Annotated in this window: 9 protein-coding genes; 4 read left to right on the top strand and 5 right to left on the bottom strand. The window is 67.1% G+C overall.

All coding sequences use genetic code 11. From position 1 onward, the window contains the following. Nucleotides 1-139: 139 nt before the first annotated feature. Complete coding sequence (locus B9N43_RS09165) at nt 140-814, bottom strand: phosphoglycolate phosphatase (RefSeq protein WP_145841962.1); 675 nt, start codon at nt 812-814, stop codon at nt 140-142. A 29-nt stretch (nt 815-843) separates the two neighbouring features. Beyond that, a complete protein-coding gene (gene rpe / locus B9N43_RS09160; protein ID WP_145841961.1) occupies nt 844-1,533 on the bottom strand; it encodes a ribulose-phosphate 3-epimerase in 690 nt (229 codons plus the stop codon). Nucleotides 1,534-1,617: 84 nt separating this feature from the next. Between rpe and apaG the strand changes: the two genes are divergently transcribed. Next, entirely contained in the window at nt 1,618-2,001 is a 384-nt protein-coding gene (apaG, locus tag B9N43_RS09155) for a Co2+/Mg2+ efflux protein ApaG (protein ID WP_145841960.1), read from the top strand. A 35-nt stretch (nt 2,002-2,036) separates the two neighbouring features. Here the strand turns inward: apaG and B9N43_RS09150 are convergent, their stop codons facing one another. Then, a complete protein-coding gene (locus tag B9N43_RS09150; protein ID WP_145841959.1) occupies nt 2,037-2,876 on the bottom strand; it encodes an SDR family NAD(P)-dependent oxidoreductase in 840 nt (279 codons plus the stop codon). A 357-nt stretch (nt 2,877-3,233) separates the two neighbouring features. On the opposite strand from B9N43_RS09150, the gene B9N43_RS09145 reads away from it, so the two are divergent. Further along, on the top strand, nt 3,234-4,808 hold the full coding sequence (locus B9N43_RS09145; RefSeq protein WP_222428880.1) for a nitrite reductase: 1,575 nt from the start codon (nt 3,234-3,236) through the stop codon (nt 4,806-4,808). A gap of 207 nt (nt 4,809-5,015) precedes the next feature. Here the strand turns inward: B9N43_RS09145 and argJ are convergent, their stop codons facing one another. Continuing rightward, entirely contained in the window at nt 5,016-6,254 is a 1,239-nt protein-coding gene (gene argJ, locus B9N43_RS09140) for a bifunctional glutamate N-acetyltransferase/amino-acid acetyltransferase ArgJ (RefSeq protein ID WP_145841957.1), read from the bottom strand. 137 nt (nt 6,255-6,391) lie between these two features. Beyond that, nucleotides 6,392-9,055 carry a bifunctional [glutamate--ammonia ligase]-adenylyl-L-tyrosine phosphorylase/[glutamate--ammonia-ligase] adenylyltransferase gene (gene glnE / locus B9N43_RS09135; protein WP_145841956.1) on the bottom strand — a complete coding sequence of 888 codons (2,664 nt, stop codon included), beginning with the start codon at nt 9,053-9,055 and terminating at the stop codon, nt 6,392-6,394. Between the two features lie 136 nt (nt 9,056-9,191). Here glnE and B9N43_RS09130 point away from each other — a divergent pair, with 136 nt between their 5' ends. Then, on the top strand, nt 9,192-12,968 hold the full coding sequence (locus tag B9N43_RS09130; RefSeq protein WP_186453763.1) for a YhdP family protein: 3,777 nt from the start codon (nt 9,192-9,194) through the stop codon (nt 12,966-12,968). A 129-nt stretch (nt 12,969-13,097) separates the two neighbouring features. After that, nucleotides 13,098-13,931 (top strand): carbon-nitrogen hydrolase family protein, encoded by an 834-nt coding sequence (locus B9N43_RS09125; RefSeq protein WP_145841954.1) that lies wholly within the window; start codon nt 13,098-13,100, stop codon nt 13,929-13,931. Nucleotides 13,932-13,939 lie beyond the last annotated feature (8 nt).

Raw genomic sequence — 13,939 nt, 5'->3', positions numbered from 1 at the left:
GGGGAGCGGCGCGCGGAAAGCGAGGGGGGGATTCAGTGCCGGCGCTGGCGACGCCAGGGCCAGGCCTCCGCCCCCAGGGCATGTTTCCGAGTGATTTGCAGGTTCTGGTGGAGCACTTTGCGTGGGACTTTCTTCTTGTTCAGGCTGCGCTGATGAGTTCAGCCGCTTGGACCAGCGAGGCGACTATAGCATCGCACTCCAGCTGGCGCACATCCGCGCCCTCGGTGTAGCCGTAGGGCACCAGGAACACCGGGCAGCCGGCGGCACGCGCCGCCTGGAAGTCGTTCTGGGAGTCGCCGACGTGCAGATTCTGCGCCGGCGCCACGCCCAGGCGCTGGCAGGCGTGCTGCAGGGGCAGGGGATCGGGCTTCTTCTTCGGCAGGGTGTCGCCGGCGATGGTGAATTCCACGTAGGGCAGCAGCCCCGAGGCCGCCAACAGCGGCTCGGTGAAGGCGCCGGCCTTGTTGGTGATGATGGCCAGCTTCAGGCCCAGGGCGCGCAGCCGCTCCAGGCCCTCGACCACGCCTGGATAGGGGCGGCTCCTGCGGCCGTTGCAGACCGCGTAGTGGCGGCGGAACGCCGACTCCGCGCGGGCCAGGGCCTCGGCGTCCGGTTCCCGCTCGAAGGTGATGGAACGCTTCACCAGGTTGGGAATGCCCTTGCCGATGAAGTCGCGGATCTCGGTTTCGCTGCGCCGGGGCAGCCCCAGCTCGGCCAGCATCGCGTTGGCCGCCTCGGCCAGGTCCGGTGCGGTGTCGAGCAGGGTGCCGTCCAGGTCCAGGGTGACCGAACGAATGGGCAGGGGAAACTGCATCAGGCGTGACCGAATCGTGCTGCGGCGGTTCAGATGCTCGCCAGTTCGGCGCGCATGGCACCGATGACCGAGTCGTAGCGGTGGGGATCGCCATCCCGCGCGGCGCCGAACACGGCGGAGCCGGCGACGAAGGTGTCGGCCCCGGCGCGGGCGATCTCGGCGATGTTGTCGGCCTTCACCCCGCCGTCGATCTCCAGCAATATCTTGCGGCCGCTCTGCGCTGCGTAGGCGTCGATCCGGGCCCGGGCCTGGCGCAGCTTGTCCAGGGTGCCGGGGATGAACTTCTGGCCGCCGAAGCCGGGGTTCACGCTCATCAGCAGCACCAGGTCGAGCTTGTCCATCACGTGGTCCATGTAATGGAGCGGCGTCGCCGGGTTGAACACCAGGCCGGCCTGGCAGCCGGAATCGCGGATCAGACCAAGGGTGCGGTCGATGTGCTCGGAGGCTTCGGGATGGAAGGTGATGATGTTGGCGCCGGCCTTGGCGAAGTCCGGCACGATGCGATCCACCGGCTTCACCATCAGGTGCACGTCGATGGGCGCCTCGGTCAGCGGGCGGATGGCCTCGCACACCAACGGCCCGATGGTCAGGTTGGGGACGTAATGGTTGTCCATCACGTCGAAGTGGATCCAGTCGGCGCCGGCGGCGACGACGTTCTGCACCTCCTCGCCGAGCTTGGCGAAATTGGCGGAGAGGAGGCTGGGAGCGATGCGGTACATGGGCAGACCCTCGTTGGCGAAGCCGCGATTTTACCGGCTCGGCGCCATTGCGGCCGGCGCCGTTTTGGTGTGCAATTGCGAGCTATGGCCGAGTCCAAGAAATACGAGATCCAGGTGTCCGTCGCGACCCAGTACCTGCCGGAGCAGTCCGATCCGGAAAACGGACGTCACACCTTCGCCTACACCATCACCATCGCCAACGTCGGCAGCGTGGCGGCGCAGCTGATTTCCCGCCACTGGCTGATCGCCGATGCCACCGGCAAGGTGGAGGAAGTGCGCGGCCTGGGCGTGGTCGGTCATCAGCCGCTGCTGCAGCCGGGGCAGAGCTTCGAATACACCAGCGGCTGCGTGCTGGAGACCCCGGTGGGGACGATGCGCGGCAGCTATCAGCTGACCGCTGAGGACGGCACCCAGTTCGAGGCCCCGATCGCCGAATTCCTGCTGTCCATGCCGCGCAAGCTGCATTGAAGCCGGGCGCCGCCGGCGGCCATGTCTGCGCCGGGTCAGGCCCCCATCAGGGGCACGTTGGTATAGCCCCCGTCCACGTAGATGCTCTGACCGCTGATCCAGGCGCCCTGGTCGCTGCAGAGGAAGGCCACCATGTTCGCGATGTCCTCGCCGGTACCGGCCCGGCCGAGGGGAATGAAGCTCTTCACCAGGCCGTTCCAGGCATCGCCCCGGCCCACGTCGTCCAGCCGGCTGGTATCGATCAGGCCGGGGCAGACTCCATTCACCCGTATACCGTACTGGCCCAGTTCCCCGGAGAGGATGGTGGTCAGGCCGTTGATCGCCACCTTGGAACTGGCGTAGGCGGCGGTGCCGGCGGCCAGCAGCCGGGCGCCGAGGGTGGAGATGTTGATGATGGCGCCGCCCTGCTTGCCTTCGATCATGCGCCGGGCGAAGGCCTGGCACATGTAGAAGCTGCCATTGAGATTGGTGTCGATCACCCGCTGCCATTCGCTGACCGGCAGGGTCGCCACCGGCTGGCGGTCCTGGCCGCGGGTGGAACCGGCGTTGTTGACCACGAAATCGATCCGGCCCAGTTCCGCCACCACGCGCCGGGACAGGGCCTCCACCGCTTCGGGGTCGGCGACATCGGACACCAGCGGCAGGGCGCGGCGGCCCAGGGCGCGGATCTCGTCGGCCACCGACTCGATGTCGCGCCAGCCGGCCGCCTGCTCGTCGGCGGGGTAGAGGGACGGCGACTTGCCGGTGCCGGTCAATACCACGTCGCAACCGGCCCTGGCCAGGGTCAGGGCAATCGGCCGGCCGATGCTGCGCATGCGTCCTGCGCCGGTCACCAGGGCCACCTTGTTGTCGAATCCAGTCAATGTCAGGCTCAACTTGTGCTCCTCCAAAAAAACGAATCGATGTCTGTCATGAAAAATCGAGAGTAACGACTTTTCCTTGCCCCATGGTTCGCGTTGTTTCGTACATTTCCTCGGGGTTCGTTGATCTGGATCAAGCTGTGATATTTTGTTCTCTGCCCTTATAGCGCCTGTCGATGAATAAGTCGATTGATGGTGCATGACTAGAAAAACCAAATAGGAGGTTTACACATGAAGGTATTCGCAACTTTGGCGGCCTGTACCCTTTCGGCATTCGTTTTGCCGGCTTGGGCGCAGGACGAAGTCAAACCCGGCGTCACGGATATCGATCTCAAGTATCACGCGGGGGAGTCGCCGCTGGAAAAGGTGGAGATGCATCAGAACATCAATCCCAAGGCGCCGCCGATGACCAAGGCCGAGTTCGAGCAGGCCAAGCAGATCTACTTCGAGCGTTGTGCCGGATGCCATGGCGTGCTGCGCAAGGGGGCCACCGGCAAGCCGCTGACCACGGACAAGACACTCGCCAGCGGGACCGAATATCTCAAGGTCTTCATCAAATTCGGCTCGCCGGCGGGCATGCCCAACTGGGGCACGTCGGGCGAGTTGTCGGATGAAAAGGTGGACCTGATGGCGCGCTATGTCCAGCAGGAGCCGCCGGCACCGCCCGAATACGGCCTGAAGGAGATGAACGCATCCCACAAGGTGCTGGTCCCCGTCTCGCAGCGGCCGACCAAGAAGATGAACAACTTCGACCTGAACAACCTGTTCTCCGTCACCCTGCGGGATGCCGGCGAGATCGCCCTGATCGACGGAGCCTCGAAGAAGATCGTCAGCATCATCAAGACCGGCTATGCGGTGCATATCTCGCGCATGTCCAAGTCCGGCCGCTACCTCTACGTGATCGGGCGCGACGCCAAGATCAATCTGATCGACCTGTGGATGGCCCAGCCGGAGACGGTGGCGGAAATCAAGGTGGGCCTCGAAGCACGCTCCGTGGAGACTTCCAAGTTCAAGGGCTATGAGGACAAGTACGCCGTGGCCGGCACCTACTGGCCGCCCCAGTTCGCCATCATGGACGGCGACACCCTGAAGCCGCTCAAGGTCGAGTCCACCCGCGGCATGACGGTCGACACCCAGGAATACCACCCCGAGCCTCGCGTCGCCTCGATCGTCGGTTCCCACTATCACCCGGAGTTCATCATCAACGCCAAGGAAACGGGCAAGATCCTGGTGGTCAATTACAGTGACCTGAAAAACCTCAAGGTCACCAGCATCGACGCGGCCCGCTTCCTCCACGATGGCGGCTTCGATTCCAGCGGCCGCTACTTCCTGGTGGCCGCCAACGCCTCGAACAAGATTGCGGTGGTGGATACCAAGGAGGACAAGCTCGCCGCGCTGGTGGATGTCGGCAAGACCCCCCACCCGGGACGTGGCGCCAACTTCATCCATCCCAAGTTCGGTCCGGTATGGGCCACCAGCCACCTGGGCGACGAGTCGGTCAGCCTGATCGGCACCGACCCGGCCAAGCATTCCAAGGAGGCGTGGAAGGTGGTGGATACGCTGAAGGCCCAGGGCGGCGGCTCCCTGTTCATCAAGACCCATCCGAAGTCGCGCAATCTGTGGGTCGATACGCCGCTCAACCCGGAGAGCAACGTCAGCCAGTCGATCGCGGTGTTCGACATCAAGAACCTTGACAAGGGCTACGAGACGCTGCCGATCGGGGAGTGGGCCGGCCTGGGCGAAGGCGCCAAGCGCGTGGTGCAGCCCGAGTACAACCGGGCCGGCGACGAGGTCTGGTTCTCCGTCTGGAGCGCCAAGAACCAGCAGTCGGCGATCGTCGTGGTGGACGACAAGACGCGCAAGCTGAAGGCCGTGATCAAGGATCCGAGACTGATCACGCCCACCGGCAAGTTCAACGTCTACAACACCCAGCACGACGTCTACTGATCGGGGTGACGAAGGCCGGCCGCAGGGATCTTCCCTGCGGCCGGTTTTTTTTCGGCGCGAAAACGAGCTTTTCCGCCGAGCCGCCCCAAGGAAAAGCGGCACGCGGCGCCAGCCGCAATGCATCGGTGCTGCTCGAAGCTCCCCCCGACATTCGAGCGCAGCGAGCCATATCGAACCCCCGGAGGGGGGCGAAGGGGGCGAGCCTTTTCAGCTGCGGTAGTCGGCGTTGATCTTCACGTAGTCGTAGGACAGGTCGCAGGTCCACACCGTGGCGCGGGCGTCTCCGCGGCCCAGATGCACCCGCACCGTGATCTCGGCGGCGGCCATGATGCGGGCGCCGGTTTCCTCACCGTAGCCGGCGGCGCGGCCGCCGTGCTCGGAGACCAGCGCCTCCTCGCCGTTGGAGGCGAGCCAGATGCGGGTCCTGGCCACGTCCAGATCCTCGATGCCGGCGTAGCCGACGGCGGCCTGGATGCGGCCCAGGTTGGGATCGGAGGCGAAGAAGGCGGTCTTCACCAGCGGCGAGTGGCCGATCGCGTAGGCCACCTGGCGGCATTCCTCGACATCGCGGCCGCCTTCCACGGCAATGGTGATGAACTTGGTGGCGCCCTCGCCGTCGCGCACGATGGCCTGCGCCAGTTCCCGCGCCACGTCGATGATGGCGCCGCGCAGCACCGGCCAGCGGGCGTCGCCGGCATCGTTCACCGCCACGCCGGACTGGCCGCTGGCGATCAGGATGAAGGAGTCGTTGGTGGAGGTGTCGCCATCCACGGTGATCGCGTTGAAGGAGTGGTCGGCGGCTTCCTTCACCAGGGCGTTCAGCAGGTCTGGGGCGATGCCGGCGTCGGTGGCGACGAAACCGAGCATGGTGGCCATGTTGGGCCGGATCATGCCGGCGCCCTTGGAGATGCCGGTGATGGTGACGGTCTGGCCGCCCAGTTCGATACGGCGGGAGGCGGCCTTGGCCACGGTGTCGGTGGTCATGATGGCGTGGGCGGCATCGTGCCAGGCGTCGGCGCGAAGGTCGGCCTGGCAGGCGGACAGACCGGCGATCACGCGCTCGGCGGGCAGTAGTTCGAGGATCACGCCGGTGGAGAAGGGCAGCACTTGGCGGGCCTCGACGCCCAGGGCGGCGGCGACGGCATCACAGGTAGCGATGGCGGCGTCCATGCCCGGCTGGCCGGTGCCGGCGTTGGCGATGCCGGTGTTGATCACCAGTGCGCGGATGTCGCTGCCGACGGCCAGGTGCTGGCGGCACAGCGTCACCGGCGCGGCGCAGAAGCGGTTCTTCGTGAATACGCCGGCCACCTGGGCACCCGCGTCGAGGGCGATCAGGGTCAGGTCGCGGCGGTCCTTCTTGCGGATGCCGGCCTGGGTGACGCCGAGGCGGACACCGGCGACGGGAAACAGTTGGGAGGCGGCGGGCGTGGCGTAATTGACGGGCATGACGGGGGCCTAAAAACGTTTAAAACCTTTTAGCCACAGAGGAAACAGAGGGCACAGAGGGAAAAACAATACCGCTTGGCCTGGCCGGGTTTTCTCTGTGAACTCTGTGGCTGCTTTCCGGTTTTTCCTAAAGGAATTCAAGCGTCGAATACTACACGCCACAAGGCGCGCACCGCCTCGATCTCGGGCAGCACGCTGAGCCGTTCCACCTTGCTCTTCTGGTTGTTGAGGCGCAGCGCGTGTTGCAGGCGGCGGTATTCGCGGTAGGCATCGCGCACGGTCTCGGCCTGTTCTGCGGGAATCAGGCCGAGCTCGGCGGCGATCCGCAGCAGAGCGATGTTGCCGAGGTTGCCGCACAGTTCCGGATGGGCGTGGGCGTTGCCCAGCACCAGATACTGGACCAGGAACTCGACGTCGATCAGCCCGCCGGGGTCCTGCTTCAGGTTGAAGATTCGTTCCGCGGCCTCGCCCTTGGTGGCATGAGCGTCGTACATGCGCTGGCGCATCGCCAGCACATCCTCGCGCAGCTTGGCCGGATCGCGCTGCTGGCGCAGGATCTCGACGCGGACCTGCTCGAATTTCGCCCCCACCGCCGCATCGCCGGCGGAAAAGCGCGCCCGGGTCAGCGCCTGGTGCTCCCAGGTCCAGGCGTTTTCCAACTGGTACTGGCGGAAGGCATCGATACTCACCACGGGCAGACCGGCATCGCCGTTGGGCCGCAGCCGCAGGTCGGTCTCGAACAGTTGGCCGGCCGGGGTCTGCGCCGAGAGCCAGGTGGACAGGCGCGTCGACAGGCGCGAATAGATGCGCCCGGCATCGGCATCGTCGTCCTCGAACAGATACACCAGATCCAGGTCCGAGGCGTAGCCGAGTTCCTTGCCGCCGAGCTTGCCGTAGCTGATGACGGCGAATCCCGGTGCGTCGCGGTGGCGCGTGGCGAGCTTGTTCCAGGCGAAGCGCAAGGCCTGGTCCACGATGATGTCGGCCAGTTCGGAGAGATGGTCGGAGAGTTTTTCCAGCTGCAGCAGGCCGGAGATGTCCTGTGTCAGCAGGCGGAACACCTGGGCGTGATGGGCTTCCCGCAGCAGGTCCATCTGCCGTTCGGTGTCGGGTTCGACGTCCGCCAGGCGCTGCTCCAGTTCGGCGCGGAAACCGGCCCAGTCGTGCTTGGCTTCGAGCAGCCGGGCATCGAGCAATTCATCGAGCAGGATCGGATGGCGTTGCAGGTATTCGGCCGCCCAACTGGAACTGCTCATCACCTGCGCCACCTTGCCCAGGGCCTGCGGGTATTGCTGCAGCAGCGCCAGGTAGGCGGCCCGGCGCGAGATGGTCTCCAGCAGGTCGAGCAGCCGGGCCAGGGTCTGGTCCGGGTTGGGCCGTTCGGTGGCGGCGGCCAGGGCGCGCGGCACCAGGGCGTCGAAGCGTTCGCGGATGCCCTGCGCCATTTGCTGGTAGCGGCCGCTGCCGCGCAGCGCCGCGAGCCGCTCGGCCGCCGCCGCCGGTTCGCGGAAACCGAGGCGGCCGAGTTCTTCCGTCGCCTGCTCTTCGGCGCCGAGCCAGAGCTTGTCCAGATCGTGGCCGTCGCGGTTGGGGTCGGAAAACACCTGCTCGAAATGCTGGGAGACCGTCTCGCGATGCGCGTCCAGTTCCATCAGCAGGGCCTCGTAGCTGACGAAACCGAGGTTGCGGGCGATGGCGGCCTGGTCGGCGGGATTGTCGGGCAGGCGATGGGTCTGGGCGTCGTCCAGGTATTGCAGGCGATGCTCGAGCCGACGCAGGAAATCGTAGGCGGCGGCCAGGGCCAGGGCGTCGGCCAGGGTGAGAATGCCTCGTTCCGCCAGCAGCGGCAGGACCTGCAAGGTCGGCTTGAGCTGCAGCGACAGGTCGCGCCCGCCGCGGATCAACTGGAACACCTGGGCGATGAATTCGATCTCGCGAATGCCGCCCGGCCCCAGCTTGACGTGGGTGGCCATGTCCTTCTTCGCCACCTCGCGGCGAATCTGGGCGTGCAGGCCGCGCATGGCGTTGATGGCGCCGAAATCCAGGTATTTGCGGAACACGAAGGGACGGCGGATCGCTTCCAGCTCATCCCAGCGCCCGCCCGTCATCGGCCGGGCCTTGATCCAGGCGTAGCGCTCCCATTCCCGGCCCTGGGTGATGAAATAGTTTTCCAGCATGTCGAAGGAGCAGACCAGGGGGCCGGAATCGCCGTTGGGCCGCAAGCGCATGTCCACCCGGAACACCTGGCCGTCGGCGGTGGGCTCCGAAATGGCGGCGATCAGTTGCCGCCCGAGGCGGGTGAAGTATTCGAAATTGGAGATCGAGCGTTCGCCGTCGGTGTCGCCGTCGTCCGGATAGACGAAGATCAGGTCGATGTCGGAGGAGACGTTGAGTTCGCGTCCGCCCAGCTTGCCCATGCCGATCACGATCAGCTGCTGGCGCTCGCCGCGGGCGTTGCGCGGCGCGCCATAGCGCGCCTCGAGCGCGGCGCTCAGCACTTCCAGGGACTTGTCCACCGCCAGGTCGGCGATCAGGGTCATGGTCTCGGTCACTTCCGCCAGCGGCGCGAGTCCGGCCAGGTCGCGCAGCCCCACCCAGGCATAGGCCCATTGCTTGAAGCGGCGCAGAGCCGGCTTCAGCGTGTCCTCGTCGATGGGCGTTGCCGCCAACCGCGCCGTCAGGGCCGGCGCGTCGGGAGCGCGCTGCCAGCGTTGGCGCAGATCCTCGGCCAGCGTCGGTTGCGCTTCGAGCAGACGGGACAGATAACGGGAGCAGGACAGTGCATTGTCGAAGGCGGGCATGGCGGGTCGGTTAAAATCCGGAGGCTGTCAAACTTTCCCCATTCTACGGGCGCGTTGCCGCGCCCGGTGCCCAATGCCCATCGCCGCGCCGCGCGCCATGCTTGTTTCGCTGTGCCGTTCCCCCCGGTTGCGCCGCGTGGGCGGAGTCGTCCTGGGCCTGGCGGGCGCGGCCCTCCTGGTCTGCGCCCTGATTTACCTGCTGCTGCGCTTCCTGGTGCTGCCTCACATCGCCGACTACCGGGGCGAGGTGGAGCGCCGGCTGTCGGCCGTGCTCGGCCTGCCGGTCAGCATCGCCCGCCTGGAGGCCGGCTGGGAAGGGCTGCGTCCCCGCCTCGAGGTCGGCCAGTTGCGGATACTGGATCGGGCCGGGCGTCCGGCCCTGGGCCTGGATCACGTGGAGGCCGTGGTGGGCTGGACTTCCCTGCTGGCGCTGGAACCCCGTTTTCATCGCCTGGAGCTGGAGGCGCCCCGGCTCGACGTGCGGCGCGACGCGCAAGGCCAGTTTTTCGTCGCCGGCCTGGCGGTGTCGCCGAGCGGCGAGGACAGCCGGATCGGCGATTGGCTGCTGGCCCAGTACCGGATCGTGGTACGTCATGCCCAGCTCAACTGGGTGGATGAAAAGCGCCAGGCGCCGCTGCTGGCGCTCTCCAACGTGAATCTGGATCTGCGCCAGGCCTTCGGCCGCCATCGCTTCGGCCTGACCGCCGAAGCGCCGCGGGAGATGGCGTCGCGTCTGGACATCCGCGGCGACCTGCACGGACACCACCTGAACCGGCCGGTGGGGTGGCGCGGCCAGGTGTACGCCAATCTGGATTACACCGATTTGGCGATATGGCGGACCTGGCTCGACTACCCCCTGGAACTGCCCCGGGGCCGGGGGGCGCTGCGATTCTGGCTGGACCTGGAGGAGGGCCGGCCGCTCGGGCTCACCGCCGACATTTCCCTCGCCGACGTGAAGACGCGCTTGAAGCCGGAGCTGCCCATGCTGGAGTTGGAGCGGCTGCAAGGCCGGGTCGCGGCCCGCCGGCTGGCGGAGGGTTTCGAATTGCGCACCCAGGGGCTGACCCTGCATACCTCGGCCGGGATCGACCTGCCCGCCACGGACCTGCATTTGCGCTGGCAGGCGCGGGAGGGTGAGTTCGCCGTCAATGATTTGAGCCTGGGCGTTCTGGAACGGCTGGCGGACTATCTGCCCCTCCCGCCCCGGCTGCGCGCCTCCCTGGCGGCCTATTCGCCGCGGGGCCAGTTCCACGGGGTGCAGCTGGACTGGCACGGGCGCCATCAGGCGTTCGAGCATTTCCGCGTCAAGGGCCGCGTCGCTGGTCTTGCGCTCGGCGCCCAGGGAGAGATGCCGGGCCTGGAAGGCATCTCCGGCAGCATCGAGGGCGACGAGCAAGGCGGCCGCTTCGAACTGGCGAGCCGGGACGGTGCCGTGTTGCTGCCCGCGATCTTCGCCGAGGCGCGGATTCCGCTGGAGACGTTGGCGGCGCGCGGCGCCTGGCGGGCCGCTGGCGCGAACACGGAAATCCAGTTGCGGCAGGTGAGCCTGCGCAACCGCGACGCGGAAGGCGAGGTTTCCGGCAGCTATCTGTACCAGCCGGGGCAGTTGGGAAGCATCGATCTGGACGCCCGCTTTTCCCGCGCCGAGGGCACCGCCGTATGGCGCTACATGCCGCGGGTGGTCAGCGCCGACGTCGCGGCCTGGCTGAAGGAGGCGATCCGCGGCGGCCAGGCCAGCGACATGACCTTGAAGCTGAAAGGCGACCTGGCCCAGTTTCCCTTCCCCCGCGGCGAAGGGATTTTTCGCATCCAGGGCAATTTCCGCGGCGGCAGCCTGAAATACGCGCCGGACTGGCCGCAGATCGACGACATCGCCGGCAGGCTGCTGTTCGACGGCGTGCGGATGAGCGTCGAGGCCAGCCAGGGGCGCAGCGTGGGGGCGTTATTGGGGCCGGTGAAGGCCGAAATCGCCGACCTTTCGGCGCCGCAGGAACTGCTCACCATCGGCGGCAGGGCCGGGGGTCCCACGGCGGCGTTCTTCAAGTTCATCGAGTCCAGCCCCGTCGGCGAATGGATCGACCACGCCACGGACGGCATGACGGCGACGGGCAGCGGCGAATTGGATCTGAGCCTGCGACTGCCGTTGCGCGATCTGGCCAACAGCGAGGTGACGGGCGGCTACCGTTTCGACGCCAATCGCTTGCGACCCGATCCGGGACTGCCGGCCCTGGAGGAGGTGCGCGGCCGCGTCGAGTTCACCCAGCGCGGCGTCTCCGCCCGCGGGGTGCGCGCCCGCGTGCTGGGCGGCCCCGCGACCATCGACATCGCCACCGAAAGCGAGGGCCGGGTGGCGGTGGATGCGCGGGGCGAGATCAGCGCGGCGCAGTTGCGCCAGCAGTTCGCCGGCCAGCCCCTGTTCGACCATCTCTCCGGCGGCACCCGCTGGAACGGCACGGTGCGGGTCAAGGGGCGGGGCGCGGAACTGCGCCTGGCCTCGGACCTGAAGGGGCTGACCTCCAGTCTGCCGGACCCGTTCAACAAGCCGGCCACCGAGACCCGCCCCCTGGTCTTCGAGCGCAAGCAGCTTCCCGGCGCGCAAAACCGGGATTCGCTTGAGCTGAGCCTGGGCAAGGTCGCGTCGTTGCAGTTGCAGCGGCGCGTCGACAGCGGACGGACCACCGTGGAGCGAGGGTTGCTGCGGATCGGGGAGAGCGCCGCGCGCCTGCCCGAGCAGGGCACCTTGCTGGCCATCGGCCTGCCGCGCCTGGACCTGGATTTCTGGCGCGCCCTGGCCGCCACGAGCAAGCAGGAGCCCGCGGGCGGCGAGGGCGACCTCGCCGCGAGCCTGAACCTGGGCAGCGCGGATCTGCGGGTGGATGAGCTGGTGGCGTTCGATCGCGTGGTCCACGGCCTGCGCCTGACCGCCCAGCGCCGCGCCGGGCAATGGAACGCGGAGCTGAAAAGCGGCGAAATGCAGGGCCGCCTGGAATGGAGGGATGGCGGCGTCGGGCGGCTCTCCGGCCGCCTGACGCAGTTCAGCCTGCCTGCCGCCAGGGCTCGCGCGGAGACGGCCGATGCCGACAAGCTGAGCGACACGCTCAAGGAACTGCCGGATCTGGACCTGACCTTCGAGCGTTTCCTGCACCATGGGCGCGACCTCGGCGAAGTGCGGATCAATGCCGAGAACAAGGGCGGCGACTGGCATGCCAGCGTGGCCCTCTCCAGCGACGACGGCAGCCTCAACGGCCAGGGCCTGTGGCGCGCAAGTGCGGGCAGGCCGACGACCCGCTTCGATTTCAAGCTCAAGGCGAAGAGCGTCGAGAAGCTGCTCAACCGCATCGGCTATCCCGACGCGGTGCGCCGGGGCAGCGCCACCCTGGAGGGCAACTTGTCCTGGAACGGTCCTCCGGTGGTGATCGACTATTCCAGCCTCGCCGGCAGCCTCAAGGTGAATGCCAAGGACGGCCAGTTCAACAAGCTGGAGCCCGGCGCCGGCCGGCTGCTGGGCATTCTCAGCCTGCAATCCCTGCCGCGCCGGATCACCCTGGATTTCCGCGACGTCTTCAGCGAAGGTTTCGCCTTCGACGCGATCGAGGGTCAGGCCAGTGTCAGCCAGGGCGTGATGGAAACCAAGGATCTGGAAATCCGCGGACCGGCGGCGCGGGTCGCGATGCAGGGCCGGGTGGATCTGGCGAAGGAGACCCAGAATCTGCGGGTGCGGGTGCAACCGGCGCTGGGCGAAACCATCACCACCGGCGTGCTGCTGGCCAACCCCGCCACCGGCGCCGCCTACTGGCTGGCCAACAAGCTGTTCGGCGGTCCGCTGGACAAGGTCTTCGCCTTCGAATACGCGGTCACCGGCTCCTGGTCAGATCCCAAGGTGGACAAGGTGGGCGAGCCGAAGGCGGACTGACATGACTTTGATGAAGACACCCCGAAGCATGAAAGCCATGTCGGTTTTCCTCACCCTCCACCCCTCTCCCGGTGCGGGCGAGGGGAGCGTCGAGAAGTCGCGCTGCGACTTTCATGTCATGGAGGAACAATGAAGGCAGCGGCGATCCAGATGATTTCCGGCCCCGAGGTGGCGCCGAACCTGACGACGGCTCGCCGCCTGCTGGAGCGGGCGGCGGCGGAAGGGGCGCGGCTGGCGGTGCTGCCCGAATATTTTCCGCTGATCGGCGCCAGCGACGCCGAGCGTCTGGCGGCGCGGGAACAGCCGGGTGACGGGGCGATCCAGTCCTTCCTTGCCCGGACCGCGAGGGAACTGGGGCTGTGGCTGGTGGCCGGATCGATTCCGCTGCGGGCCGAGGATCCTTCCAAATTGCGCAACACCTGCCTGGTGTTCGACGACCAGGGGCGGCAACGGGCCCGTTACGACAAGATTCACCTGTTCGGCTTCAGGAAGGGCGACGAGCATTACGACGAAGCCGCCACCATCGAGGCCGGCGCGCAACCCGTGGCGGTGGACACGCCGGTCGGCCGCGTCGGATTGTCGATCTGCTACGACCTGAGGTTCCCCGAGCTGTACCGGACGCTGGGCGTGCTGGACCTGATCGTGGTGCCCGCCGCCTTCACCGAAACCACGGGCCGCGCCCACTGGGAACTGCTGCTGCGCGCCCGCGCCGTGGAAAACCAGTGCTATGTGCTGGCCGCGGCGCAGGGGGGGCGCCATCCCAACGGGCGTCTGACCCACGGCAACAGTATGATCGTGGACCCATGGGGCGAAGTGCTGATCCGGCTGGACAAGGGCGAAGGCGTGATCACGGCGGACCTGGATCCGGCCCGGATCGCCGAAGTGCGCACCAGCCTGCCGGCGCTGACCCATCGCAAACTCGACCAGGAACCCGCGCCGCGATTTCCGGTCGATCGACTTTGAAGACTGAC

It is taken from the genome of Denitratisoma sp. DHT3, from assembly GCF_007833355.1.
Lineage (GTDB): Bacteria > Pseudomonadota > Gammaproteobacteria > Burkholderiales > Rhodocyclaceae > Denitratisoma.
Note: the sequence above shows the minus strand (reverse complement) of the source record. Positions and strands in the feature narration are given on the sequence as shown.

What these genes read in the sequence shown, in the direction of transcription:
- rpe (WP_145841961.1), bottom strand. Translation starts at nt 1,533, where the DNA reads ATGTACCGCATCGCTCCCAGCCTCCTCTCCGCCAATTTCGCCAAGCTC.
- apaG (WP_145841960.1), top strand. Translation starts at nt 1,618, where the DNA reads ATGGCCGAGTCCAAGAAATACGAGATCCAGGTGTCCGTCGCGACCCAG.
- B9N43_RS09165 (WP_145841962.1), bottom strand. Translation starts at nt 814, where the DNA reads ATGCAGTTTCCCCTGCCCATTCGTTCGGTCACCCTGGACCTGGACGGC.
- argJ (WP_145841957.1), bottom strand. Translation starts at nt 6,254, where the DNA reads ATGCCCGTCAATTACGCCACGCCCGCCGCCTCCCAACTGTTTCCCGTC.
- glnE (WP_145841956.1), bottom strand. Translation starts at nt 9,055, where the DNA reads ATGCCCGCCTTCGACAATGCACTGTCCTGCTCCCGTTATCTGTCCCGT.
- B9N43_RS09145 (WP_222428880.1), top strand. Translation starts at nt 3,234, where the DNA reads ATGCATCAGAACATCAATCCCAAGGCGCCGCCGATGACCAAGGCCGAG.
- B9N43_RS09125 (WP_145841954.1), top strand. Translation starts at nt 13,098, where the DNA reads ATGAAGGCAGCGGCGATCCAGATGATTTCCGGCCCCGAGGTGGCGCCG.